We start from the raw sequence: 23,566 nt of genomic DNA, 5'->3' as shown, positions 1-23,566 counted from the left end.
AGGGAGCATGCTCCCGCTCGGCTGCGAAGCAGTCGTAAAACCGGTAATCGCGGTGTGTCAGGCACAGCGCGGTTGCAGGTTCTGGGGCCGCTGTGCGACCCCGCGGGGGCGAACTCCCTCGCCACACGGGCAAGGGAAGCGCCAAGGTTTCAGTGCTGCAGGATTTTCTCGAGGAAATGCTGCGCACGTTCGGAACGGGCACTGATGTCGCCGAAGAACTCTTCTTTCTGACAGTCTTCGATGATTTTGCCCTGGTCCATGAAGATCACCCGATCCGCCACTTTGCGGGCGAAGCCCATTTCGTGGGTGACGCACATCATGGTCATGCCTTCGTGGGCCAGTTGCACCATGACGTCGAGCACTTCGTTGACCATCTCCGGGTCCAGCGCCGAGGTCGGTTCGTCGAACAGCATGACCACCGGGTCCATCGCCAGCGCACGGGCAATCGCCACACGCTGCTGCTGGCCGCCGGAGAGTTGGCCGGGGTGTTTGTGGGCGTGGGCGGAAAGGCCGACGCGCTCAAGCAGTTGCAGGCCTTTCTTGGTGGCTTCTTCCTTGCTGCGACCCAAGACCTTGATCTGCGCGATGGTCAGGTTTTCGGTGATGGTCAGGTGCGGGAACAGTTCGAAATGCTGGAACACCATGCCGACCCGCGAACGCAGTTTCGGCAGGTTGGTCTTCGGATCGGCAATGGAGGTGCCATCGACCACGATGTCGCCTTTCTGGAACGGCTCCAGGGCGTTCACGCATTTGATCAGCGTCGATTTGCCGGAACCGGACGGCCCGCACACCACGATCACTTCACCTTTCTTGACCTCGGTGCTGCAATCGGTCAGCACCTGGAAGTCCCCGTACCACTTGTTGATGTTCTTGATAGAGATCATACGGCAAACCTTTTTTGCAGACGCTTGACCAGCAGCGAGGCGGCAAAGCTGATTGTGAAGTACACGAGCCCTGCGAAGATCAGGAACTCATTGGAGCGACCGATGATGTCGCCGCTGGAGCGCGAGGCATTGAGGAAATCCACCAAGCCCACGGTGTACACCAGCGAGGTGTCCTGGAACAGGATGATGCTTTGTTGCAGCAGCAGCGGGGTCATCTTGCGAAAGGCCTGGGGCAGGATGATCAGGCGCATGGTCTGGCCATAGCCCATGCCCAATGCCTGGGCGGCGCCCATCTGGCCCTTGGGGATCGACTGCACGCCGGCACGGACGATTTCGCAGAAGTACGCCGCTTCGAACATCATGAACGCCACGATGCACGAGGTGAACGCGCCGATCGGGGTGTCTTCGCCGGTGATCCAGCGCAGCACGAACGGCACCGCCAGGTAGAACCAGGTGATCACCAGCAGCAGCGGGATCGAGCGGAAGTAGTTGACGTACGCACCGGCGATCCGCGATAGCAGTTTGCTGTCGGACAGGCGCATCAACGCCAGGATGGTACCAAGGATGATCCCGCCGACGACGCCGAGCACCATCAGTTGCAGGGTCATCAGCATGCCGTTCCACAGGCCGGGAATGGCCGGGACGATGCCACTGAAATCAAATTCCATTATTTACCCCCCACAGAGATCAGGCCGGGCACTGCGACTTTCTTCTCGACCAGGCGCATCAGCAGCATCAGGCTCATGTTCAGGGTGAAGTAGATCAGGGTGGCCAGGGTGAAGGCTTCAAACAGGTTGGCGGAAAACTCGGCGGTCTGTTTGGTCTGCGCCAGCAATTCCATCAGGCCGATCAAGGACGCCACGGAGGAGTTCTTGAAGACGTTGAGGAATTCCGAGGTGAGCGGCGGAATAATGATCCGATAGGCCTGGGGTAGCAGCACGTTCCAGTAGATCTGCGGCAGCTTGAAGCCCATGGCACGAGCGGCGGATTCCTGGCCCCGTGGCAGCGCCTGGATACCGGTACGCACTTGTTCGCAGACCCGGGCGGCGGTAAACAGGCCCAGGCACACGACCACGCTCAGGTACGCCGACGTCGTCGGGTTGAGGTCCTGTTTGTACCAGTCCTGGAGGTTTTGCGGCAGCAGGTCGGGTACCAGGAAGTACCAGATAAACAGCTGAACCAGCAGCGGTACGTTACGGAAGAGCTCCACGTAAACCGTGGCGATCCCCGATACCAGGCGATTCGGCACGGTACGCATGACCCCGAGCACCGAGCCCAGTGTCAGCGCGATGATCCAGGCCACCACGGCAATGGCGATGGTCCAGCCCAGGCCGGAAATGAACCAGTCGAGATAGGTCTCGCTGCCCACGCCGGTGGACTTGAAGAACACGCCCCAGTCCCAGTTGTAATTCATTAGGGTCTCCCCTCAGATCGATCGATGTACAAGCACCCGCTTGGGGAGAATCCTTTCCCGCCTGATGTTGAAGATCAGGCACACACGATCGGCTCGACAACCACCGGTTCGAGTGTTTCCAAAAAATGCCAGCAGGTAGTGACAGACTCCTGAAGGGGCGGGGCCCCTTCAGGATGTAAGGTTAGTCAGGAATCAGGACTTTTTGTCGTCAGCCGCTTTGTCGGTCGGGTTGGCGATCAGGGCCTTGAGCTCGTCGCTCATCGGGAACATCAGGTTCAGGCCTTTTGGCGGGATTGGCGATTGGAACCACTTGTCGTAGATCTTGTTGATCTCGCCCGACTTGTAGGTCGCTACGATGGCGTCGTCGACGGCTTTCTTGAACGGGGCATCGCCCTTGCGCACCATGCAGCCGTAGATTTCATAGGACTGCGCGGTACCGGTCACGGCCCAGTCGGTCGGCTTCTTGGCCTTGGCCATTTCACCGGCCAGCAGTGCGTCGTCCATCATGAAGGCAACGGCGCGGCCGCTTTCCAGCATGTTGAAGGATTCACCGTGGTCCTTGGCGGAGATCACGTTCATGCCCATCTGCTTGTCGGCGTTCATCGACTTGAGGATGCGCTCGGAGGTGGTGCCGGCGGTGGTCACCACGTTCTTGCCCTTCAGATCAGGGAAGTCTTTGTAGGTGGAGTCTTTCTTGGCCAGCAGACGGGTGCCGATTTCGAAGATGCCTACCGAGAAATCAACTTGCTGCTGACGCTCGACGTTGTTGGTGGTGGAGCCGCACTCGACGTCCACGGTGCCGTTCTGCACCAGCGGGATACGGGTTTGCGAGGTGACCAGGTTGTACTTGACCTTGAGATCCGGCATGTCGAGGTCTTTCTTGATGGCTTCGACGATTTTCAGCTGGATGTCGTGGGAGTAGCCAACAGGAACGCCGGAAGCATCCGCGATGTAGGAAAACGGAATGGATGCGTCGCGATGTCCGAGGGTGATGGTGCCGGACTCTTTGATCTTCTTCAGTGTGCCGGTGAGTTCGGCTGCGAAAACTGGAGTGCTAATCAGAGCGGCAGCGATAGCTGCGCCCAACAGGTGGGGAACGATGCGCATCAATATTTCCTCGACATTTGTTTTTTTTATGAAGCCAGTTCGACGGCTCTTTTATACAGCGAATGCCTTGACGGCTCCTGATGTGTTGGCGATCAGGCATTCGTCGCAGAGTGTAGAGCATGAGTCGTGCCAGGCCAGGATAAAAGGATCAAGAGGCTGATTTAAAAGGGAATTAAATATCTATCCAGGGTTTCTGAAGCGGCGATTATCCGGTTATCCGAATCCGCGCGGGATGCTCGTTCGGAAAACCGAACATCCACCGTCTGGCTAACACACCCTAACGCAAAACCCCCGGGCCGTGAGGCGCCGGGGGTTGGGGTGAAGCACTCGGGGAGATCAGGCCGCTTCGATCTTGCGGCGGTTCTGCTCGACCTGTTCCAGATAGTCCCGCAGCTTCTGCTGTTCGGCTGCGGTGGTGAACAGGCCGAGTTTGCTGCGCCGCCACAGGATGTCCTCGGCATTGACTGCCCATTCCTCGCTGCACAGGTAGTCGACTTCACGGGTGTAGAGCCCGCCACCTAGGTGCTCGCCCATGTCGTTCAGGCCTTGCACACCTTCCAGCAGGCGCCAGGTGCGGCTGCCGTAGGTGGTGGCCCAGCGCAGGGCGATTTCCTCGGGGACCCAGTCGTACCGCTTGCGGATCGCCTCGCTCAGCGCCTGTGGGGTGCTCATGTCCTCACCGCCCGGCAGGGTCGCCTGGGCCGTCCAGCTCGGGCGGATGTCCTTGAAGTAGGGCGCCAGTTGAGCCAGTGCCGACTCGGCCAGTTTGCGGTAGGTGGTCAGCTTGCCGCCGAACACCGACAGCAACGGCGCCTCTTCAGCCGCGCCGGAAAGGGCCAGGGTGTAATCGCGGGTCACGGCCGAAGGGTTGTCGGACTCGTCATTGCACAGCGGGCGCACACCGGAATAGGTGTGGACGATGTCGTCGCGGCTCAGCTGTTTCTTGAAGTGGGCATTGACCACGTTAAGGATGTAATCCGTCTCGCCGTCGGTGATCGTCACTTTCGCCGGGTCGCCGGTGTATTCGCGGTCGGTGGTGCCGATCAGGGTGAAGTGATTCAGGTACGGGATGGTGAAGACGATGCGCTGATCTTCGTTCTGCAGGATGTGCGCATGTTCACCTTCGTAGAGCTTTGGCACGATCAGGTGGCTGCCCTGGATCAAGCGGATGCCGTAGGGCGAATCCAGCTTCAGGTCATCCTTGATGAACTTGGCGACCCACGGCCCGGCTGCATTGACCAGGGCCTTGGCGCGGATCGAGAACAGGCTGCCGTCGGCGCGCTCCAGGTGCAGGTGCCACAGGCCCTTGCTGCGCCGGGCGCTGACGCAACGGGTCTGGGTGTGGACGTGGGCGCCTTTCTCCCGGGCAGCCATGGCGTTGAGCACCACCAGGCGCGCGTCATCGACCCAGCAGTCGGAGTATTCGAAACCCTTGGTGATTTGCGCTTTCAGCGGGCTGTCGGTACCGAACTTGAGGCTTTTGGAACCGGCGAGTTTTTCTCGCTTGCCCAAGTGGTCATACAGAAACAGGCCGGCACGAATCATCCACGCCGGGCGCAGGTGTGGGCGGTGCGGCAGCACGAAACGCATCGGTTTGACGATGTGCGGCGCCTTGGCCAGCAGCACTTCGCGTTCGGCCAGGGCCTCGCGCACCAGGCGGAATTCGTAATGTTCGAGGTAGCGCAGGCCGCCATGGATCAACTTGCTGCTGGCTGAAGAGGTGTGGCTGGCCAGGTCGTCCTTTTCGCAAAGGAACACGGACAGGCCGCGACCGGCGGCATCGGCAGCGATCCCGACTCCATTGATCCCGCCGCCAATCACGGCAACATCGTAGACCTCGGCAAGAGGGGGCGTGGGCAAGGTAGAAGTGGGCATCGGCGGGCCTCGGGTTTCTTTTAATATTTGAATTGATATTTGAATTCGAACATTAATGTTCATTTCCGAAAATACTAGCGCATAAAGTCGCCCACAGCCAGTCGCCTTCGATTGAAAAAACTGATCGAAGCGGGCTCAAAGGAAAATATACGAACATTGTTCGACGCTTTGAGGCGGTCGTGGAGACTGCTCAGGCGCAGGCGGAAAAAGCCAAGCCTGCTGTTGCAGGCTGCTTGGGGGAGGGGTTACACCACTTCGAGGCGGATCTTGTGCTGGCTGAGCAGTTGGGCGAGGGCCGGGACGGGCTGCTGATCGGTTACCAGGCAGTCGATCAGGCTGATCGGCCCCAGGCGGATCATGGCGTTGCGCCCGAACTTGCTGGAGTCGGCGGCCAGGATCACTTGCCGGGCGTTGGCGATGATCGCCTGGGAGACCCGTACTTCCTGGTAGTCGAAGTCCAGCAGGCTGCCGTCTTCATCGATCCCGCTGATGCCGACCAGGGCGAAGTCGACCTTGAACTGATTGATGAAGTCGACGCTGGCCTGGCCCACCACACCGCCGTCGCGGCGCACGGTGCCGCCGGTAAGCAGCACGTCAAAGTCGTCCTTGGCGCTGAGCATGGAGGCGACGTGCAGGTTGTTGGTGATGATCTTCAGGTGGTTGTGGTTGAGCAGCGCCCGCGCAATGGACTCGGTGGTGGTACCGATATTGATGAACAGCGAGGCGTGGTCGGGAATTTGTGCGGCGATGGCTTCGCCGATGCGTTGTTTCTCATCGCGCATCTGATCGGCGCGCATGGCATAGGCGGTGTTTTCGACGCTGGAGTCGTAGGCGGCGCCGCCGTGATAGCGACGCAGCAGGTTCACTTCCGCCAATTGGTTGATATCGCGGCGGATGGTTTGCGGGGTAACAACGAACAGCTGAGCCATTTCCTCGATGCTGACGTAGCCGCGTTCGCGGACCAGTTCGAGGATTTGCTGCTGACGGGGAGGCAGATTCATGGGGCTTCCTTTGGGCTGCCGTGCAAAATTTGCCCATGATGCCGCAGGAATCTGCTCCCTACCAGTTACAACCGGACGCGAATCCGGCCTCAGGCCTGCTCAGCGCCTTCGTGGGGTTCCCAGTCGCGGGTGCGGCTGACGGCTTTTTTCCAGCCGGCGTAGAGTTTTTCCTTGGCGGCTTCGTCCAGAGCAGGTTCGAACTCGCGCTCGATCACGGCCTTGCCTCGCAACTCTTCCAGGCTGCCCCAGAAGCCACAAGCCAGGCCCGCCAGGTAGGCGGCGCCCAGTGCCGTGGTTTCGCGCATTTGCGGGCGCTCGACCTGGGTGCCGAGGATGTCGGCCTGGAACTGCATGAGGAAGTTGTTGGCCACCGCGCCACCGTCCACACGCAGGGCCTTGAGGCGTTCGCCGGAGTCCTGTTGCATGGCGTCGAGTACGTCGCGGGTCTGGTAGGCGATGGACTCCAGGGCCGCGCGAATGATGTGGTCAACCCGCACGCCCCGGGTCAGGCCGAACAGCGCGCCACGGGCATAGGGGTCCCAGTAGGGGGCGCCAAGGCCGGTGAAGGCCGGGACCAGGTACACGCCATTGCTGTCCTTGACCTTGTTGGCGAAGTATTCGGTGTCGTGGGCGTCGTTGATGATTTTCAACTCGTCCCGCAGCCACTGCACGGTGGAACCGCCGTTGAATACCGCGCCTTCCAGGGCGTATGCCACTTCACCCCGTGGGCCGCAGGCGATGGTGGTGAGCATGCCGTGCTTGGATTTGACCGCCTTGTCGCCGGTGTTCATCAGCAGGAAGCAACCGGTGCCGTAGGTGTTTTTTGCCTGGCCCGGCTCGACGCACATCTGGCCGAACAGCGCCGCCTGCTGGTCGCCGGCAATACCGCCGATGGCAATACCGCTCTTGGTGCGGCCGTAGATTTCGGACGACGACTTCACTTCAGGCAGCATGGCCCGCGGGATATCCAGCACTTCCAGCATCTTGGCATCCCACTCCAGGGTGTGGATGTTGAAGAGCATGGTGCGTGAGGCGTTGGTGTAGTCGGTGACGTGGGTCTTGCCGCCGGTAAATTTCCAGATCAGCCAGCTGTCGATGGTGCCGAACAGCAGTTCGCCGTCACGGGCACGCTCACGGCTGCCTTCGACGTTGTCGAGGATCCACTTGAGCTTGGTACCGGAGAAGTACGGGTCGGTGACCAGGCCGGTGGTGTCGCTGATGTATTGCTCGTGGCCGTCGCGCTTGAGCTGCTGGCAGATCTCGGTGCTGCGTCGGCACTGCCAGACGATGGCGTTATAGATCGGGCGGCCGGTGTTCTTGTCCCAGACCACGGTGGTTTCGCGCTGGTTGGTGATGCCGATGGCAGCGACCTGGTCATGGTGCAGGCCAGCCTGGGCCAGGGCCTCGACCATCACTGCGCTCTGGGTGGCGAAGATTTCCATCGGGTCGTGTTCGACCCAGCCGGCTTGCGGATAATGCTGGGCGAATTCGCGCTGAGCGGTGCAGACCACATTGGCGTCACGGTCGAAAATGATCGCGCGCGAGCTGGTCGTACCCTGATCGAGGGCAATGATGTAGTTCTTATTCTGAATGTCGGTCATGTCGATTGCCTTGGACGAAATAAGGAAGTGAGGTGAGGCGCGAGATCGGTTTGGGCAGGATCTCGCGCCCGCGGTTTCAAGAAGTTCTTACTTTGCCGTCAGTGGCCGGTTCTGCGTCCTTTGTAGCAGCAATGGCGCTAGGCAGGTGACGGGCAATCAGCCCGCGATAGGCTGCTGCACCGAGGCAGGCACCGACGATCGGAGCAAAGATCGGTACCAGGAAGTATGGGATATCACGGCCGCCGGTGAAGGAGACTTCACCCCAGCCCATGAAGAAGGTCATCAGTTTTGGACCGAAGTCCCGCGCCGGGTTCATCGCAAAGCCGGTCAGCGGGCCCATTGCGCTGCCGATCACGGCAATCAGCAAACCAATCAGCAAGGGCGCCATCGCACCCCGTGGCAGGCCGTTGTTGTCGTCGGTCAGGGACATGATCACCCCCATCAGGATGGCGGTGATCACCACTTCCACCAGGAACGCCTGGGCCGTCGACAGCGCCGGGTGCGGGTAGGTGGAGAACACCGACGCCAGCTCCAGGCTGGCCTGGGAGCCGCGAATCATCTGGTGGCTTTGTTCGAAATCGAAGAACAGGTTGCTGTAAAGCGTGTAGACCAGCAGCGCTGCGCAGAAGGCGCCGGCAACCTGGGCGAGGATATAGAACGGCAGTTTGCGCTTCTCGAAATCGGTAAACAGGCACAGCGCGATGCTGACGGCAGGGTTGAGGTGGGCCCCGGAAACCCCGGCCGTGAGGTAGATCGCCATGCTCACGCCGATCCCCCAGATAATGCTGATTTCCCACAGGCCGAAGCTGGCACCCGCCACCTTGAGCGCGGCGACGCAACCCGTACCAAAGAAGATCAGCAGGGCGGTGCCCAGGAATTCGGCAGTGCATTGGCCGAAGAGCGTTGGTTGTTGTAAAGCAGTTGTCATTGAAAACCTCGTTTTTTGTTGTTGTCTGACGCTTGGGCTAAGGGTGCCAAGCGCGATTTTCACCACCATCAGGATCCCCATCCCGATAACGGCTTACTGCCGGTACACCATTCGATCTACAGCATGATATTCATAAACGAAAAAATATAGACAAGAAACACTGCTGTCAAAGGTCGAAAGTGAACCGGTAGTCATTTTGTAGTTATCAGTCAGGTGAATGTTCGTCACAAGGACACACTGGGCCCTGGGACAATCTGTCGCCCAACGCCCGGGAAAATCGTTTCGACCCGGGTTGGCGGGCCTCGGGGTAGAGCCTTTTGCCGATTGATGTCCTAGAATCCGAGGCCCATGTTTTTAGTCTTTGTCCCTCCCTTGGAGCTGCCATGACCCCTGCACTGGATCTGCTGAAAAAAGTTCGCGCCGAACATCGGGTGCACAGTTACGAACATGATCCCAAGGCAGCCTCCTATGGGCTGGAGGCAGCGGAAAAACTGGGCCTGGACCCGGCACAGGTGTTCAAGACGCTGTTGGCCAGCAGTGAAAAGGGTGAATTGCTGGTGGCGGTGGTGCCGGTCGTCGGAAGTCTTGATCTCAAGGCCCTGGCCCAGGCCGCAGGGGTCAAGAAAGCCGAAATGGCAGACCCGGCGGCCGCGCAACGGGCGACTGGCTACCTGCTGGGGGGGATCAGCCCGCTGGGGCAGAAGAAGCGCTTGCGGACCTTTATCGACAACAGTGCCCAGCCGTTTGCGAGCATCTTTGTCAGCGCCGGGCGCCGTGGGTTGGAAGTCGAGCTGGCAGCGGCGGTGCTGGCCGAGCATACCCAGGCCAGGTTTGCCGATATCGGTCGCGCCTGAAGGCACTGGCGCCACGCCATGGGGAGAGGCCGGCGCTGTATGGTGAAAAATCCCCTGTTCTGTGGCTATCGCCTCCGGGGGGCGGGCCTCCATGCTGCGCGTCGCCTGTTCATGGAGAAGCCACATGCAATTCGAGTTTCATCAAGTCGACGCCTTCAGCGACCGCCCCTTCAGCGGCAACCCGGCCATGGTCTATCGCCTGGCGGCCTGGCCAGCCGATGCGCTGATGCAAAATATCGCCGCCGAACACAACCTGGCGGAAACCGCCTTTGTGGTGCGTGAAGACGCCGGTTGGCGCATTCGCTGGTTTACCCCGCTCACCGAAATCCCGCTGTGCGGGCATGCGACCCTGGCCAGTGCCCATGTGCTGTTCGAGGTGTATCAGGAGCCGGCGCAACGCATTGATTTCCTCAGCCGCTCCGGCCCCCTGAGCGTCACCCGCGACAGTGGGCGACTGTGGCTCGACTTTCCCCGTCGCCAGCCGGGCGAAGTCGGCGGGCTCGATCTGGCCGCCTTGACCCGGGCACTGGGGCGCGAGACGGTGCAGGTGCTGGCGGCCAACGAGCTGTTGGTGGTGCTCGATTCGGAGCAGGCCGTGCGTGATTGCCAGCCGGATCTGGCCGCCCTGGCCAAACTGCCGTGGCCCGGGGTGATTGTCACTGCTGCGGGGCGTGAGCATGATTTTGTGTCGCGCTTTTTTGCGCCAGCCATTGGTATCAATGAAGACCCGGTGACCGGGTCGACCCATTGCTGCCTGATCCCGTATTGGGCCGAACGCCTGGGCAAGACCGAGCTTACGGCCTACCAATGCTCGCAACGGGGTGGGGAGTTGTTCTGTCGGCTGGAAGGGGAGCGGGTGAAGATTGGCGGCGACGCGACCCTGGTGGCCTGCGGCGAATTGTTGTTGGGCTGAGGGGCAATGTGCAGGCGCCGTCCGATGGCGGCGCCTGCATAGCGGCAAGCCGGTGTGCGGTCAGTGGGCCGTGCTGTAGCGACGGACCCCGGCTTCGACCTGGACCATCTGCGCCGCCGTGCTGCCGTTGGCCTGGAACAGCACCAGGTGCTCGGCTGCGACCCGAATGCCCACATCCGCCCCGACCTGGTGGTCGACGTGGCTCGGGAAGATCGACTCCAACTGGCTACCGGTGGGCAGCTGCAGGCGGTACAGAGTCGATGCGCCAAGGAAGGTCTTGCCAACAATCCGCGCCTTGAGCGTGCTGTCCGGGGCGTAGACGATATCGTCCGGGCGCAGCAGGACATCCACCGCTCCCCCCACCGGCCAGGTATAGGCCCGATTGCCTCGCAGCATGCCGAGCTCGGTCTGCACCGATTCCGGGGTCGTGAGCTGCCCGCGAATAAAATAGCCCTGGCCGATAAAGCTTGCGACAAACGGGGTCAGCGGCTCGTGGTAGAGGTTGTAGGGCGTATCCCACTGCTCCAGGCGACCTTCCTTGAACACCCCGACGTGATCGCTGACGGCGAACGCTTCTTCCTGGTCATGGGTCACCAGAATCGCGCTGGTGCCACGGGCCTTGAGGATGTCGCGCACCTCATGGCTGAGCTTGCGGCGCAGCTCGCCGTCGAGGTTGGAGAAGGGCTCGTCGAGCAGCAGCAATTGCGGTTCCGGCGCCAGGGCTCGGGCCAGGGCCACGCGTTGCTGTTGGCCGCCAGACAGCTCGTGGGGGAAGCGCTTGCCGAGGTTCTTCAGGTTGACCAGCTCCAGCAACTCCTCGACCACTCGCTCTTTCTGCGGGTGCTTGCGGATGCCGAAGGCGATGTTGTCCGCCACGCACAAGTGCGGGAACAGGGCGTAATCCTGGAACACCATGCCGATGCGACGGCGTTCCGGGGCCAGGGTGAAGCCGGCGCTGGAAATGGTCTCGCCGGCGAGCTGGATCTCGCCTTCGTGCACCGGTTCGAACCCGGCAATCGCACGCAGGGTGGTGGTCTTGCCGCAGCCGGACGAGCCGAGCAGGCAACCGATGTCACCGGCGTTCAGGTGCAGGTTGAGGTTCTGGACGACCCGTTGATCCTGGTAGCCGCAGGCGAGATTGCGCAGGTTTAGCAGTAATGGCTGGCTCATGCGTGGTGGTACGCCGGCTCGACCAGAAATTCGAGCAGGGCCTTTTGTGCGTGCAGGCGGTTTTCGGCCTGGTCCCAAGCCACTGAACGGGCATCGTCCAGCAGGTCGAGGCTAATTTCTTCACCGCGGTGCGCCGGCAGGCAATGCATGAACAGCACGTCCTCGGCCGCGAGGTCGAGCAGGGCGCGGTTGACCTGGAACGGGGCGAACAGCTTCAGGCGCTTGGCGGTTTCTTCTTCCTGGCCCATGGAGGTCCAGACGTCAGTGCTCACCAGGTGGGCGCCGCGCACGGCGTCTTTCGGATCGCGGACGATGGTCACGCGATCGCCAGCCTGGGCCAGGAAGTGCGGGTTGGGCTCGTAGCCTTCAGGGCAGGCGATGCGCAACTGGAAGTCGAACTGGATCGCCGCTTCTATATAGCTGTTGCACATGTTGTTGCCGTCGCCGATCCAGGCCACGGTCTTGCCCTGGATCGAGCCGCGGTGTTCGAGGAAGGTTTGCATGTCGGCCAGCAACTGGCAGGGATGCAGGTCATCGGACAGGCCGTTGATCACCGGCACGCGGGAGTTGGCCGCGAACTCGGTCAGGGTGCTGTGGGCGAATGTACGGATCATCACCGCATCGAGCATGCGCGACATGACGATCGCGCAATCGCTGATGGGCTCGCCGCGACCCAGTTGGGTGTCGCGCGGGGACAGGAAGATGGCCTGGCCGCCGAGCTGGATCATGCCGGCTTCGAATGAAAGACGGGTACGGGTCGACGACTTCTCGAAAATCATTCCGAGCACGCGGTTTTTCAATGGCTCGAACAGTACGCCGCGGTTACGCAGGTCCTTCAGCTCGATGCCTCGACGAATCACGCTGACCAGCTCTTCGGGCGTGCAATCCATCAGGGAGAGAAAGTGCCTTGCGCTCATCATTAACTACCTTTTTGCAACAGACCGCAGATACTCAAAGCCTTGTTTATTTGAAAAACGGGCGAGACCTGCGGCGAAAGCCGCACGGGGCGACGAAATAGGGGAAGGCGCGATCTTATAATTAAATGTCGCGTCTTACCAATAGTGCTACGGCGTTTAGGGGATTTCAGAGAGGCTACGGTGCGAGTGCGGTAGCGCTTTTGAAGCCTGTTTCCTGACAGCAGCCGGCCATTTGTACACTGCCCCCACGCCGCTTGGCAATCAAGCAGGGCGGGCGCGGCGTGATCCCGGTCGTTTTCTGACCTGTCGGGCGAGGGGTTTTCCGGCAGCATTCACGGGCATGCACTCTGAAATATTTCCTAATGCAAAGTGCTGGAGTTATAACTGCGCAACAGCGACAGGGAAGTGTTGGCAATGCAGACAAAGGAACAACAACTGATGGCGCTGTTGGGGCTGACGGCACGGGCGTTGACGGACATGACGGCGTCCATGACCACCCTGTCGTTCGAGTTGCTGCGTAGCGAGGACGATGTCACACGCAATGCGGCGCGGCAGATGATCGATCGGATGATGACCATCAGTGCCGGCCTGGACGAGCAATGGCGCCTGCTGGCTGAGCTCGGCGGTCAGCAGGCCGAGCCGGACCCGCTGCTCAACGTGGCACAGATCACCGCCCAGGGCCCTCCCGGCTTGCCTTCCAACTGAGCGTCGGCGGTTATCGGCAGGCCTGATGCCCTGCGATTCACAGGACACCTCTCCCTGGCGCTGGGCACCCCGCAGCGCCATAGTTTTGTTTCCGCGGCCCGCTGGCTGCCCTGAATACAATAGAGACTGGCCATGACCAAGACTCTCCATCACCGTGCCTGCCATTTGTGTGAAGCCATCTGCGGCCTGACCATTGAAACCACCCAGGCCGAAGGCGCCGCGATCAGGATCACGTCGATCAAGGGTGACAAGGACGACAGCTTCAGTCGCGGCCATATCTGCCCCAAGGCAGTGGCCCTGCAAGACATCCAGGATGATCCTGATCGCCTGCGCCAGCCCATGCAGCGGGTGGGTGACCAGTGGCGGCCAATCGCCTGGGACGCGGCGTTTGCCCTGGTGGCCGAGCGCTTGGCGGCGATCCAGCAGCGCCACGGCAACAACGCCGTCGCCACCTATCAGGGCAATCCCAGCGTGCACAACTATGGGTTGATGACCCACAGCAACTACTTTCTCGGCCTGCTGAAAACCCGTAACCGTTTTTCCGCGACCTCGGTCGACCAATTGCCCCATCACCTGAGCAGTTACCTGATGTACGGCCACGGCCTGTTACTGCCGATTCCGGACATCGACCACACCGACTTCATGCTGATCCTGGGCGGCAACCCGTTGGCCTCCAACGGCAGCATCATGACCGTGCCGGATGTGGAGAAGCGCCTGAAGGCGATCCAGGCCCGAGGCGGCAAAGTGGTGGTGGTCGATCCGCGGCGCAGCGAAACCGCCGCCATCGCCGATCAGCACCTGTTCGTGCGCCCGGGAGGCGATGCCGCGCTGCTGTTCGGGATGTTGCATACCTTGTTCGATGAGGGCCTGACTCGCCCCAGCCATTTGCCGGTGGACGGTCTGGACCAGGTGCGCGAATCCATCGCCGGCTTCAGCGCCGAGGCCATGAGCCCGCTGTGCGCCGTGCCAGCCTTGCAGATCCGCCAGTTGGCGCGGGACTTTGCGGCCGCGGACAAAGCCGTGTGTTACGGGCGCATGGGGGTCTCGACCCAGGCGTTCGGCACCTTGTGCCATTGGCTGGTGCAATTGATCAACCTGGTCACTGGCAACCTCGATCGGGTTGGTGGTGCGCTGTGCACGGAGCCGGCGGTGGACCTGGTGGCATCGACCTCGGGCGGGCACTTCAATGTCTGGCAAAGCCGGGTTTCCGGACGGCCTGAATACGGTGGCGAGTTCCCGGTATCGGCACTGGCCGAGGAGATTCTGACCGAAGGTGAGGGCCAGGTCCGGGCGCTGATCACCATTGCCGGCAATCCGGTGCTGTCCACGCCCAATGGCCGGCAACTGGAGCAGGCGCTGGACGGCCTGGAGTTCATGCTCAGCATCGATTTGTACATCAACGAAACCACGCGCTACGCGGACTTGATCCTGCCCTCCACATCGGCCCTGGAGAACGATCACTACGACACCACCTTCAATATGTTCGCGGTGCGCAATGTGAGCCGTTTCAACCAGGCCATTTTGCCCAAGCCCGAGGGTGCGCTGCATGACTGGGAGATCTTCGTCGGCCTGGCCCAGGCTTTTGCCGCCCACAGCGGCCAGCCGCTCAAGCCCACCGTGGCGCCGGCGCAGATGATCGATCGGGGGCTGCGAGGCGGTCGCTACGGTGATGACTCGACGTACCAGCTTTCCCTGGCGACCCTGGCCCATCATCCCCATGGCATCGATCTGGGGGCGCTCAAGCCGAACCTGGCGCAGCGCCTGAAGACCGAGAACCAGCGGGTGCAAGCCGCCCCGGCGGCGATTCTGGCTGATCTGGAGCGTTTTGCCGCGTTACAGGCGCCCTCGGTCGATGAATTGCTGATGATCGGGCGGCGCCACGTACGCAGTAATAATTCATGGATGCACAACTATCACCGGCTGGTGAAAGGCAAGCCGCGCCATCAGTTGCTGATGCACCCCGATGACCTGGCCAGTCGTGGTCTGAGCGACGGGCAACGAGTGCGGGTCAGCTCGCGGGTCGGGATGATTGAAGTTGAAGTGCTGGCCAGCAGCGAGATGATGCCGGGGGTGGTCAGCCTGCCTCACGGTTGGGGGCATGCGCGGCCTGGCGTGCACATGAGCATCGCCAGCGAGCAGCCGGGCTCCAGCGCCAACGACCTGACCGATGAGCGGCAACTCGACGAATTATCGGGGAATGCGGCGCTCAACGGCGTGCCGGTCAAGGTGCAGGCTGCTTGAGGTGTCTGTCGGGGAGACCGAGCATGGCGCTCGGCTTTCCGTTACAATGCGCCACCGTGCCGACAACAGAGTCGGAAAGTTCAGCCGAGGTGTTCCATGGATATCATCGAAACTATTAAAGAGCAGATTGCCAACAACACCATTCTGCTTTACATGAAAGGCTCGCCGAATGCCCCGCAGTGTGGCTTCTCCGCGAAAGCCGCTCAGGCCGTAATGGGCTGTGGTGAGAAGTTCGCTTACGTGGACATCCTGCAGAACCCGGAAATCCGCGCCAACCTGCCGAAATACGCCAACTGGCCAACCTTCCCGCAACTGTGGGTGGGTGGTGAACTGGTCGGCGGCAGCGACATCATGGCCGAGATGTTCGCCAATGGTGAGCTGCAGACCCTGGTCAAGGAAGCTGCCGAAAAAGCCGCTGCGAACAAGACCGAAGCCTGATGCAGGTGCAGTAGCTTCTACGCTGCTGCAGGCCGTGAGGCCATCGAATAAAAGCCCCGCCATGCGGGGCTTTTGTTTTTGCGGTGATTGATAAGTGCGATGAAATTAAAGGGTCGCATATCGTTATCAATCGCAACTACGGTTTATCTAAATAAGCCGCGCAATAAAAAGCCCCGCGCCTCGATTAAGAGGGCGGGGCGTTTTAACAGTGGTGAGCGGTGCGAAGGTTATTCGCCCATCTGCGATTGCAGATAGTTCTCGATACCCACTTTGTCGATCAGGCCCAGTTGGGTTTCCAGCCAGTCGATATGTTCTTCTTCGGACTCAAGGATATCTTCCAGCAGTTCACGGCTACCGAAGTCGCCGGTGACTTCGCAATGGGCGATGGCTGCCTTGAGATCGGCGTGGCCGGTGCGCTCGATACGCAGGTCGCACTCAAGCATTTCCTTGGTGTGTTCACCGATGTGCAGCTTGCCCAGGTCCTGGACGTTCGGCAGGCCTTCGAGGAAGAGGATGCGCTTGATCAGCTTGTCCGCATGCTTCATCTCGTCGATGGACTCGTGGTACTCGTGTTTGCCCAGCTTGTTCAGGCCCCAGTCTTCATACATGCGTGCATGCAGGAAGTACTGATTGATCGCGACCAGCTCATTGGCAAGGATCTTGTTGAGATGCTGGATGACTGTAATGTCGCCTTTCATGATGGGGTCCTGCCCTGTATCAGCTGTGTATAAGGCGGAGTCTGAGCTGCGCAATCATGAGTGTCAAACCTAAGTTATTGAATAATATATGAAAATTAATCGGAATAAGAATGTTTGTGTTCCGCGTTATGACGCTAAGCGATTGAATTCTAGGCATAAAAAAACCGGACACTAAGTCCGGTTCCTTGAAATACGGTTATTTACGCGACATTAAATTCTACGGGATAGGGAATCGCTGCCTGGCTGCTTTGCACTTTGGTCAGGGTTTCCCGCACGACCTGCTTGGCCAGGCATGCACATTTGCCGCATTGGCTGGCGACGCCGGTGGCTTGGCGTACTTCGCGGTAGCTGCAGCAACCTTCAAAGATCGCATCGCGGATTTGTCCGTCGGTGACGCCAGTGCAGAGGCAGACATACATAAGGTGAGAACCGTCGCTGGTTATGGCCCAATTGCGATGGATCTTAATGTTAACGAGAATGATTGTCAAAGTGGTTTGGCGGGGTTTTTCAGCGAATCGGACAAGTCTGACGAACGGCCTTTTTTCGGTCCCGCGGGCTGGTATCGAAACGGGCGGTTTTGCACGCATCCACAGCAGCAGATCTAAAAACGATTAAGGACAGCTCAAACACGCGGTGTATGATGGTCGGTCCTTACGCAGCAAGATCGCGTCACCGGGTTGTCGTATAGCCGCGGCAGACTGGGATGATCTTGCTCTTCATTCGACCACACCAGGAGATATCCAATGAGCGTACTCGTAGGCAAACAAGCCCCTGACTTCACCGTTCCCGCTGTTCTCGGCAATGGCGAAATCGTCGACAGCTTCACCCTGTCCTCGGCCATCAAAGGCAAATACGGCCTGGTGTTCTTCTACCCGCTGGACTTCACCTTCGTTTGCCCGTCCGAGCTGATCGCTCTGGACCACCGCATGGCAGACTTCAAGGCACGTAACGTAGAAGTGATCGCGGTTTCGATCGACTCGCACTTCACCCACAACGCCTGGCGCAACACCCCGATCAATGCCGGCGGCATCGGTCAGGTTCAGTACATCATGGCTGCTGACATGAAGCACGACATCGCCAAGGCCTACGACGTTGAGTCCGAAGGCGGCGTGGCTTTCCGTGGCGCATTCCTGATCGACGACAAGGGCGTTGTCCGCTCGCAGATCATCAACGACCTGCCACTGGGCCGTAACATGGAAGAGCTGATTCGTCTGGTCGACGCTCTGCAATTCCACGAAGAGCACGGCGAAGTTTGCCCAGCCAACTGGAAAAAAGGCGACAAAGGCATGACCGCTTCGCCAGAAGGCGTTGCTGCTTACCTGAGCGAGAACGCCGGCAAGCTGTAAGCCGCGCGTCACGCATAAAAAAACCGGCCTCAGGGCCGGTTTTTTCATGGGGACGATTTGGCGACCGAATCAGTCGTCGAAGTCTGCCCAGCCGCCCATTTCCTTCCAGCGGTTGACGATGCCGCAGAACAGGTCGGCGGTCTTCTCGGTGTCGTAGCGAGCCGAGTGGGCCTCACGTCCGTCGAAGTCGATATCGGCCGCCTGACACGCTTTGGCCAGCACGGTTTGGCCATAGGCCAGGCCGGCCAGGGTGGCGGTGTCGAAGCTGGAGAAGGGGTGGAAGGGGTTGCGCTTCATGTCCAGGCGCGCGACCGCAGCATTAAGGAAGCCCAGGTCGAAGCTGCTGTTATGGCCCACCAGGATCGCGCGCTTGCAGCCATTGGCTTTCAGCGCCTTGCGCACACTACGGAAGATGTCGGTCAGTGCTGTTTCTTCACTGACAGCCATGCGCAATGGATGGTCGAGCTTGATGCCGGTGAATTCCAGCGCAGCGGCTTCGATATTGGCACCCTCGAAGGGTTCTACACGGAAAAACAGCGTGTGTTCGGGGAACACGAAGCCCTTTTCATCCATGCCGATGATGGTCGCGGCGATTTCCAGCAGCGCATCGGTGGCCGAGTTGAAACCACCGGTCTCAACATCGATGACGACCGGCAGGTAGCCACGAAAGCGGGCCGCCATCGGATGACGGGAACCGCCACCGCCGCCATGACCGTCCTGTTCGTCGTCGAAATGGTCTTCACTCACGAGTGTTTCTCCAGCAGGCGCCAGCGCAGTTTTTCACCGGCGCGCAGCGGGATGACAGTCAGCTCGCCGAACGGCAGGCTGGCAGGGGCGGTCCATTCTTCACGGACCAGGGTGATGCTATCGGTGTTCACGGGCAGGCCGTAGAAGCGCGGGCCGTTGAGGCTGGCGAATCCTTCGAGCTTGTCCAACGCGTTGCGCTGTTCAAATGCCTCGGCGTACAACTCGATTGCGGCGTAAGCGGTGTAGCAGCCGGCGCAGCCGCAGGCGGCTTCCTTGGCGTGCTGCGCGTGTGGCGCGGAGTCGGTCCCCAGGAAGAACTTGGTGCTGCCACCGGTGGCGGCGTCGAGCAGGGCTTCCTGGTGGGTATTGCGCTTGAGAATCGGCAGGCAATAGAAGTGCGGGCGAATCCCGCCAACCAGCATGTGGTTGCGGTTGTACAGCAGGTGATGGGCGGTGATGGTTGCGCCAACGTTGGCCGAGGCCTCGTTGACGAACTGCACGGCTTCACGGGTGGTGATGTGCTCGAAGACCACTTTCAGAGTCGGGAAGCGCTCGACGACGCGGCGCATATGCTCGTCGATGAAAATCTTCTCGCGGTCGAATACATCGACGTCGCCACGGGTCACTTCGCCGTGGATCAGCAATGGCAAACCGACTTCGGCCATGGCCTCAAGCGCCGGGAGGATCTTGTCGATACTGGTGACGCCGGAGTCCGAGTTGGTGGTCGCGCCGGCCGGATAGAGCTTGGCGGCATGCACGAAGCCACTGGCCTTGGCCGTACGAATATCTTCAGGCTGGGTCAGGTCGGTCAGGTAGAGCACCATCAGCGGCTCGAAGCGGCTGCCGGCCGGCCGCGCAGCGAGAATGCGCTGGCGATAGGTGTCGGCTTGCTCGGCGTTGCGCACCGGGGGTACCAGGTTAGGCATGATGATGGCGCGACCAAAGGTGCGCGCGACATCCGCGACGGTATTGGTCAACACGGCACCATCGCGAAGATGTATATGCCAGTCGTCGGGACGCAGCAGGGTCAGGCGGTCGGACATTGGGGATTCCAGGCGGGTCAAACTCGGGGGAATGCTACCGGAAAAGACTCATCCAGGCACTCGCTATCAAGTTTTGCGTAAAGCTTCCGATATCCCGTAGGTGTGCCGTAAACGGGCATGTTGATTTTGATCTGTACAAGTCAGTGGAGCCTCCCGTGCGCCAGCATTATCTAGTCCTGCTCAGCGTGTTTGCCAGCCTGCCTGCGATGGCTCTCACTTTCCAGACCCGTCTGGAGAGCATTGAGTGGACGGTCGAAGGTGACAAATTCGAGTGCCGCCTGACTCAGCCGATCACCGATTTCGGCTCCGGCGAGTTCGTGCGCCGGGCGGGTGAGCAGGCGACTTTCCGCCTCAAGAGCTTCAATCCGATGCAGGGCGGGGGCTCGGCGACCTTGCTCGCCGCGGCAGCACCCTGGCAGCCGGGGCGCGGTGATATCAACCTGGGTGCGGTCAAGGCCGGCAGCGGCGGGGTGATGTTCAATAGCTCGCAGGTGCAGGCTGGCCGGCTGATCAACGGTTTGCTGGATGGGCGCAGCCCGGTGGTGCGTCACTACTCCCGCGAAGGCGGTGTGTCCGAAGTGCGGCTGTTGCCGGTGAAATTCAGCAAGGCCTACAGTGACTATCAAAGCTGCACGGCGAAGTTGTTGCCGATGAATTACGAACAGGTGAAGCAGGCCGAAATCGGCTTCCCGGGCACCGGCACCGAGCTGGATGCCCAGGCCAAGGCCAAGCTGCAAGTGATCCTGGAGTTTCTCAAGGCTGATCCCACGGTCAATCACATCGAGCTGGACGGGCATTCCGACAACAGCGGCAACCGCCTGACCAACCGCGATCTGTCGCGGCGCAGGGCGCTGGCAGTGTTGGATTACCTGAAGGCCAATGGCATACCCGAATCACAGATCACCATGCGTTTTCACGGTGAGCGTTACCCGTTGGCCCCCAATACCAACCCGGCCAATCGGGCCAAGAACCGTCGGGTCAATGTGCACCTGGAGCGTGTCGCTCCTGTCGAAAAGCCGGCGCCTCAAGCCGCCGCCACACCCAATGCCGCGGCGACGTCCTGAAACGGCTGTAGTCGTCGCGCGCTCGACATAATCTGTCGCTTCGTCGTCATAAGCTGTCGCGCCTCTGTAAATTATCCGCGTTGATCGGTAGACTTGACGGCTTTCCGTACAACCCCGTGGAGTGATGGCATGGCGGACGTTAACAAGGTCGTTCTGGCGTATTCCGGCGGCCTGGACACTTCGGTGATCCTCAAGTGGCTGCAGGATACTTATAACTGTGAAGTGGTGACGTTCACCGCCGATCTGGGTCAGGGCGAAGAGGTCGAACCTGCACGTGCCAAGGCGCAAGCCATGGGCGTGAAAGAGATTTATATCGACGACCTGCGCGAAGAGTTTGTCCGCGATTTCGTTTTCCCGATGTTCCGCGCCAACACCGTTTACGAAGGTGAGTACCTGCTGGGTACCTCTATCGCGCGTCCGTTGATCGCCAAGCGTTTGATCGAAATTGCCAACGAAACCGGCGCCGACGCCATTTCCCATGGCGCCACCGGCAAAGGCAACGACCAGGTTCGTTTCGAACTGGGCGCCTATGCCCTCAAGCCGGGCGTGAAAGTGATTGCTCCTTGGCGCGAGTGGGACCTGCTGTCCCGCGAGAAGCTGATGGACTACGCCGAGAAGCACAACATCCCGATCGAGCGTCACGGCAAGAAGAAATCCCCGTACTCGATGGATGCCAACCTGCTGCACATCTCCTATGAAGGCGGCGTGCTGGAAGACACCTGGACCGAGCACGAAGAAGACATGTGGCGTTGGACCGTCTCCCCGGAGAAGGCTCCCGACACCCCGCAGTACCTGGAACTGACCTACCGCAACGGCGACATCGTGGCACTGGACGGCGTTGAAATGACTCCGGCTACCGTGCTCGCGACCCTGAACCGTATCGGTGGCGAACACGGTATCGGCCGTCTCGACATCGTCGAGAACCGTTACGTCGGCATGAAGTCCCGTGGCTGCTACGAAACCCCGGGCGGCACCATCATGCTGCGTGCGCACCGCGCCATCGAGTCCATCACCCTGGACCGTGAAGTGGCTCACCTCAAAGACGAGCTGATGCCCAAGTACGCCAGCCTGATCTACACCGGCTACTGGTGGAGCCCTGAGCGTCTGATGCTGCAACAGATGATCGACGCTTCCCAGGCTCACGTTAACGGTGTGGTTCGCCTGAAACTGTACAAAGGCAACGTGATCGTTACCGGTCGCAAGTCCGATGAGTCGCTGTTCGACGCCAACATCGCAACCTTTGAAGAAGATGGCGGTGCCTATAACCAGGCAGACGCTGCCGGCTTCATCAAGTTGAATGCCTTGCGTATGCGCATTGCGGCCAATAAAGGTCGGACACTGTTCTGATCCTTGAACCGCTGTGAAAAAGCCCTGCCTTGTGCAGGGCTTTTTTGTGCTCGGTAACTCGGTTGCTCTAGTTGTGAGTCTTATCGCGCAATTAACCAATGCATGCACTACGAGGTGTTTTTCGAAGTGATATGGATAGTTGATTATTAATACGAAAAGTAGCAGGTATACAGAACTATCTTAAATTAGCTAGTTGCAAGGATGTCGCCTTTTGACTGTTTTTGTAAGGCAAATCCTCATTGTTTGTAAGGATCGTCTCTGTACTGCTGTAGCCCATGGGCACGCGGTGCCAAGGGCAGGATGGCGGGTTATTGTGTGGATTAACAATTATGCCTTGAATTCGGAAGTGCCTATGAAAAGAGTATTGATCGTGGATGATCACCCCGTCATTCGTCTGGCGGTGCGCATGCTGATGGAACGCCATGGTTTCAAGGTGATTGCCGAGGCAGACAATGGTTTGGATGCGTTGCAACTCGCACTTGAGTTGATGCCGGATATTTTGATACTGGATATCGGCATTCCAAAACTTGATGGTCTGGAAGTTATAACCCGTCTGACTTCAAAAGCGATGACTATTAAAATCCTGGTATTGACTCTGCAACTACCCGGGCCCTTTTCAATGCGTTGCATGCAGGCCGGCGCCGCTGGTTATATCTGCAAGCAACAGGACATCACTGAACTGATCAGTGCGATCAAGGCGGTGGAGGCCGGTTACAGTTACTTTCCCAACGAAGCCTTACACACGTTGCGGTCCTGCCAGGGCTTGTCCACTGAAGAGGAGATGGTGGAATTGCTCTCGGCAAGGGAGTTGATGGTGTTGAAGCAACTCACCTCCGGCTTGAGTAACAAGGAGATTGCCGAAGGCCTGAGTTTGAGCAACAAGACGGTGAGCACCTACAAGCGGCGGCTGCTTTCCAAGCTCAATGCCCGCTCGCTGGTGGACCTGATTGAATTTGCCCAGCGCCATAAGCTGGCGTGAACAACGAGTGGATGGAGTTTGCTCCGGCGAAGGGATGAAGGACAGACGCCAAGTCGCCGGGTAGACCTGGCGCCGACAGGAAGGCCCGAGTGGCTGGGGCTTTCCTGGAATTACAGATCGAAGTCGTAATCGGCCAGCTGCTTTTGCAGGCGGCGTTCTTCGAGGAGGTTGTCAATGGTGCGGCGCTTGTTCAGGTTGGTCTTTGCCACCTCAACCACCGGCTCAGCCTCTTCTGGTTCAACAGCAATAAAATCGTCTTCTACGTCCAGTTGTTCTTTGCCAGTGCTCATAAGG

The 23,566-nt window shown here is 59.8% G+C and carries 24 protein-coding genes; 9 read left to right on the top strand and 15 right to left on the bottom strand.

Going from position 1 to position 23,566, the window contains the following annotated elements; genetic code table 11:
- Positions 1 to 149 precede the first annotated feature (149 nt).
- The 8 genes from MF4836_RS21430 to MF4836_RS21395 form a co-directional block, all read right to left on the bottom strand.
- On the bottom strand, positions 150 to 884 hold the full coding sequence (locus tag MF4836_RS21430; RefSeq protein WP_020298565.1) for an amino acid ABC transporter ATP-binding protein: 735 nt from the start codon (positions 882 to 884) through the stop codon (positions 150 to 152).
- Complete coding sequence (locus MF4836_RS21425) at positions 881 to 1,552, bottom strand: amino acid ABC transporter permease (RefSeq protein WP_078471936.1); 672 nt, start codon at positions 1,550 to 1,552, stop codon at positions 881 to 883. The genes MF4836_RS21430 and MF4836_RS21425 overlap by 4 nt, the downstream gene beginning before the upstream one ends.
- Complete coding sequence (locus MF4836_RS21420; RefSeq protein ID WP_020298567.1) at positions 1,552 to 2,298, bottom strand: amino acid ABC transporter permease; 747 nt, start codon at positions 2,296 to 2,298, stop codon at positions 1,552 to 1,554. The genes MF4836_RS21425 and MF4836_RS21420 overlap by 1 nt, the downstream gene beginning before the upstream one ends.
- A 192-nt stretch (positions 2,299 to 2,490) precedes the next feature.
- On the bottom strand, positions 2,491 to 3,405 hold the full coding sequence (locus tag MF4836_RS21415) for a glutamate/aspartate ABC transporter substrate-binding protein (RefSeq protein WP_020298568.1): 915 nt from the start codon (positions 3,403 to 3,405) through the stop codon (positions 2,491 to 2,493).
- A 336-nt stretch (positions 3,406 to 3,741) separates the two neighbouring features.
- Complete coding sequence (glpD, locus tag MF4836_RS21410; protein WP_078471935.1) at positions 3,742 to 5,280, bottom strand: glycerol-3-phosphate dehydrogenase; 1,539 nt, start codon at positions 5,278 to 5,280, stop codon at positions 3,742 to 3,744.
- A gap of 245 nt (positions 5,281 to 5,525) precedes the next feature.
- Entirely contained in the window at positions 5,526 to 6,281 is a 756-nt protein-coding gene (locus MF4836_RS21405) for a DeoR family transcriptional regulator (RefSeq protein ID WP_020298570.1), read from the bottom strand.
- 89 nt (positions 6,282 to 6,370) lie between these two features.
- Positions 6,371 to 7,882, bottom strand: coding sequence for a glycerol kinase GlpK (gene glpK, locus MF4836_RS21400; RefSeq protein WP_078471934.1), 1,512 nt, complete (start codon positions 7,880 to 7,882; stop codon positions 6,371 to 6,373).
- A 76-nt stretch (positions 7,883 to 7,958) separates the two neighbouring features.
- Positions 7,959 to 8,810, bottom strand: a complete 852-nt coding sequence (locus MF4836_RS21395; protein ID WP_020298572.1) for an MIP/aquaporin family protein — start codon at positions 8,808 to 8,810, stop codon at positions 7,959 to 7,961.
- 383 nt (positions 8,811 to 9,193) lie between these two features.
- Between MF4836_RS21395 and ybaK the strand changes: the two genes are divergently transcribed.
- Both ybaK and MF4836_RS21385 read left to right on the top strand, forming a co-directional pair.
- Positions 9,194 to 9,664, top strand: a complete 471-nt coding sequence (gene ybaK, locus MF4836_RS21390; protein ID WP_020298573.1) for a Cys-tRNA(Pro) deacylase — start codon at positions 9,194 to 9,196, stop codon at positions 9,662 to 9,664.
- A 124-nt stretch (positions 9,665 to 9,788) separates the two neighbouring features.
- Positions 9,789 to 10,577, top strand: coding sequence for a PhzF family phenazine biosynthesis protein (locus MF4836_RS21385; RefSeq protein ID WP_078471933.1), 789 nt, complete (start codon positions 9,789 to 9,791; stop codon positions 10,575 to 10,577).
- Positions 10,578 to 10,637: 60 nt separating this feature from the next.
- Here the strand turns inward: MF4836_RS21385 and MF4836_RS21380 are convergent, their stop codons facing one another.
- Positions 10,638 to 11,747: an ABC transporter ATP-binding protein gene (locus tag MF4836_RS21380; protein WP_078471932.1), complete on the bottom strand. Its 1,110-nt coding sequence runs from the start codon at positions 11,745 to 11,747 to the stop codon at positions 10,638 to 10,640.
- A complete protein-coding gene (gene argF / locus MF4836_RS21375; RefSeq protein ID WP_020298576.1) occupies positions 11,744 to 12,664 on the bottom strand; it encodes an ornithine carbamoyltransferase in 921 nt (306 codons plus the stop codon). Before argF ends, MF4836_RS21380 begins: the two co-directional genes overlap by 4 nt.
- A gap of 414 nt (positions 12,665 to 13,078) precedes the next feature.
- Here argF and MF4836_RS21370 point away from each other — a divergent pair, with 414 nt between their 5' ends.
- The 3 genes from MF4836_RS21370 to grxD all read left to right on the top strand — a co-directional run bounded on the left by MF4836_RS21370 (position 13,079) and on the right by grxD (position 16,048).
- Positions 13,079 to 13,369, top strand: a complete 291-nt coding sequence (locus MF4836_RS21370) for a hypothetical protein (RefSeq protein ID WP_078471931.1) — start codon at positions 13,079 to 13,081, stop codon at positions 13,367 to 13,369.
- Between the two features lie 132 nt (positions 13,370 to 13,501).
- The gene (locus MF4836_RS21365) at positions 13,502 to 15,610 is read left to right on the top strand and encodes a molybdopterin oxidoreductase family protein (protein WP_078471930.1); all 2,109 of its coding nucleotides are present in this window, start codon (positions 13,502 to 13,504) and stop codon (positions 15,608 to 15,610) included.
- Positions 15,611 to 15,706: 96 nt separating this feature from the next.
- The gene (gene grxD, locus MF4836_RS21360) at positions 15,707 to 16,048 is read left to right on the top strand and encodes a Grx4 family monothiol glutaredoxin (RefSeq protein WP_020298579.1); all 342 of its coding nucleotides are present in this window, start codon (positions 15,707 to 15,709) and stop codon (positions 16,046 to 16,048) included.
- Between the two features lie 227 nt (positions 16,049 to 16,275).
- Here the strand turns inward: grxD and bfr are convergent, their stop codons facing one another.
- Positions 16,276 to 16,746, bottom strand: a complete 471-nt coding sequence (bfr, locus tag MF4836_RS21355; RefSeq protein WP_020298580.1) for a bacterioferritin — start codon at positions 16,744 to 16,746, stop codon at positions 16,276 to 16,278.
- Between the two features lie 200 nt (positions 16,747 to 16,946).
- A complete protein-coding gene (locus tag MF4836_RS21350) occupies positions 16,947 to 17,165 on the bottom strand; it encodes a bacterioferritin-associated ferredoxin (protein WP_020298581.1) in 219 nt (72 codons plus the stop codon).
- Between the two features lie 324 nt (positions 17,166 to 17,489).
- On the opposite strand from MF4836_RS21350, the gene MF4836_RS21345 reads away from it, so the two are divergent.
- Positions 17,490 to 18,092 (top strand): peroxiredoxin, encoded by a 603-nt coding sequence (locus MF4836_RS21345; RefSeq protein WP_020298582.1) that lies wholly within the window; start codon positions 17,490 to 17,492, stop codon positions 18,090 to 18,092.
- A gap of 69 nt (positions 18,093 to 18,161) precedes the next feature.
- Here the strand turns inward: MF4836_RS21345 and rnt are convergent, their stop codons facing one another.
- Together rnt and pyrC are read right to left on the bottom strand one after the other, a co-directional pair.
- On the bottom strand, positions 18,162 to 18,839 hold the full coding sequence (gene rnt / locus MF4836_RS21340; protein ID WP_020298583.1) for a ribonuclease T: 678 nt from the start codon (positions 18,837 to 18,839) through the stop codon (positions 18,162 to 18,164).
- Entirely contained in the window at positions 18,836 to 19,882 is a 1,047-nt protein-coding gene (gene pyrC, locus MF4836_RS21335) for a dihydroorotase (RefSeq protein WP_078471929.1), read from the bottom strand. The genes rnt and pyrC overlap by 4 nt, the downstream gene beginning before the upstream one ends.
- 155 nt (positions 19,883 to 20,037) lie before the next feature.
- On the opposite strand from pyrC, the gene MF4836_RS21330 reads away from it, so the two are divergent.
- The 3 genes from MF4836_RS21330 to MF4836_RS21320 all read left to right on the top strand — a co-directional run bounded on the left by MF4836_RS21330 (position 20,038) and on the right by MF4836_RS21320 (position 23,272).
- Positions 20,038 to 20,946: a flagellar protein MotY gene (locus MF4836_RS21330; RefSeq protein ID WP_078471928.1), complete on the top strand. Its 909-nt coding sequence runs from the start codon at positions 20,038 to 20,040 to the stop codon at positions 20,944 to 20,946.
- Positions 20,947 to 21,075: 129 nt separating this feature from the next.
- Positions 21,076 to 22,293, top strand: coding sequence for an argininosuccinate synthase (locus MF4836_RS21325; protein WP_020298586.1), 1,218 nt, complete (start codon positions 21,076 to 21,078; stop codon positions 22,291 to 22,293).
- A 352-nt stretch (positions 22,294 to 22,645) separates the two neighbouring features.
- Positions 22,646 to 23,272: a response regulator transcription factor gene (locus MF4836_RS21320; protein ID WP_020298587.1), complete on the top strand. Its 627-nt coding sequence runs from the start codon at positions 22,646 to 22,648 to the stop codon at positions 23,270 to 23,272.
- 110 nt (positions 23,273 to 23,382) lie between these two features.
- Here MF4836_RS21320 and MF4836_RS21315 read toward each other — a convergent pair whose 3' ends face one another.
- Positions 23,383 to 23,562 (bottom strand): PA3496 family putative envelope integrity protein, encoded by a 180-nt coding sequence (locus tag MF4836_RS21315; RefSeq protein WP_020298588.1) that lies wholly within the window; start codon positions 23,560 to 23,562, stop codon positions 23,383 to 23,385.
- Between the last annotated feature and the right edge of the window lie 4 nt (positions 23,563 to 23,566).

Origin of the sequence: Pseudomonas sp. MF4836, from assembly GCF_002018875.1 — a bacterium.
Classification (GTDB): Bacteria; Pseudomonadota; Gammaproteobacteria; order Pseudomonadales; family Pseudomonadaceae; genus Aquipseudomonas.
Note: the sequence above shows the minus strand (reverse complement) of the source record. Positions and strands in the feature narration are given on the sequence as shown.

Excerpts from the sequence above, each read along its gene's own strand:
- MF4836_RS21380 (WP_078471932.1), bottom strand. The coding sequence starts at position 11,747 with ATGAGCCAGCCATTACTGCTAAACCTGCGCAATCTCGCCTGCGGCTAC.
- argF (WP_020298576.1), bottom strand. The coding sequence starts at position 12,664 with ATGAGCGCAAGGCACTTTCTCTCCCTGATGGATTGCACGCCCGAAGAG.
- MF4836_RS21425 (WP_078471936.1), bottom strand. The coding sequence starts at position 1,552 with ATGGAATTTGATTTCAGTGGCATCGTCCCGGCCATTCCCGGCCTGTGG.
- MF4836_RS21415 (WP_020298568.1), bottom strand. The coding sequence starts at position 3,405 with ATGCGCATCGTTCCCCACCTGTTGGGCGCAGCTATCGCTGCCGCTCTG.
- grxD (WP_020298579.1), top strand. The coding sequence starts at position 15,707 with ATGGATATCATCGAAACTATTAAAGAGCAGATTGCCAACAACACCATT.
- MF4836_RS21395 (WP_020298572.1), bottom strand. The coding sequence starts at position 8,810 with ATGACAACTGCTTTACAACAACCAACGCTCTTCGGCCAATGCACTGCC.
- MF4836_RS21365 (WP_078471930.1), top strand. The coding sequence starts at position 13,502 with ATGACCAAGACTCTCCATCACCGTGCCTGCCATTTGTGTGAAGCCATC.
- MF4836_RS21325 (WP_020298586.1), top strand. The coding sequence starts at position 21,076 with ATGGCGGACGTTAACAAGGTCGTTCTGGCGTATTCCGGCGGCCTGGAC.
- MF4836_RS21430 (WP_020298565.1), bottom strand. The coding sequence starts at position 884 with ATGATCTCTATCAAGAACATCAACAAGTGGTACGGGGACTTCCAGGTG.
- MF4836_RS21385 (WP_078471933.1), top strand. The coding sequence starts at position 9,789 with ATGCAATTCGAGTTTCATCAAGTCGACGCCTTCAGCGACCGCCCCTTC.
- MF4836_RS21350 (WP_020298581.1), bottom strand. The coding sequence starts at position 17,165 with ATGTATGTCTGCCTCTGCACTGGCGTCACCGACGGACAAATCCGCGAT.
- MF4836_RS21370 (WP_078471931.1), top strand. The coding sequence starts at position 13,079 with ATGCAGACAAAGGAACAACAACTGATGGCGCTGTTGGGGCTGACGGCA.
- pyrC (WP_078471929.1), bottom strand. The coding sequence starts at position 19,882 with ATGTCCGACCGCCTGACCCTGCTGCGTCCCGACGACTGGCATATACAT.
- glpK (WP_078471934.1), bottom strand. The coding sequence starts at position 7,882 with ATGACCGACATTCAGAATAAGAACTACATCATTGCCCTCGATCAGGGT.
- glpD (WP_078471935.1), bottom strand. The coding sequence starts at position 5,280 with ATGCCCACTTCTACCTTGCCCACGCCCCCTCTTGCCGAGGTCTACGAT.
- MF4836_RS21320 (WP_020298587.1), top strand. The coding sequence starts at position 22,646 with ATGAAAAGAGTATTGATCGTGGATGATCACCCCGTCATTCGTCTGGCG.
- bfr (WP_020298580.1), bottom strand. The coding sequence starts at position 16,746 with ATGAAAGGCGACATTACAGTCATCCAGCATCTCAACAAGATCCTTGCC.
- MF4836_RS21345 (WP_020298582.1), top strand. The coding sequence starts at position 17,490 with ATGAGCGTACTCGTAGGCAAACAAGCCCCTGACTTCACCGTTCCCGCT.
- MF4836_RS21420 (WP_020298567.1), bottom strand. The coding sequence starts at position 2,298 with ATGAATTACAACTGGGACTGGGGCGTGTTCTTCAAGTCCACCGGCGTG.
- MF4836_RS21405 (WP_020298570.1), bottom strand. The coding sequence starts at position 6,281 with ATGAATCTGCCTCCCCGTCAGCAGCAAATCCTCGAACTGGTCCGCGAA.
- MF4836_RS21315 (WP_020298588.1), bottom strand. The coding sequence starts at position 23,562 with ATGAGCACTGGCAAAGAACAACTGGACGTAGAAGACGATTTTATTGCT.
- ybaK (WP_020298573.1), top strand. The coding sequence starts at position 9,194 with ATGACCCCTGCACTGGATCTGCTGAAAAAAGTTCGCGCCGAACATCGG.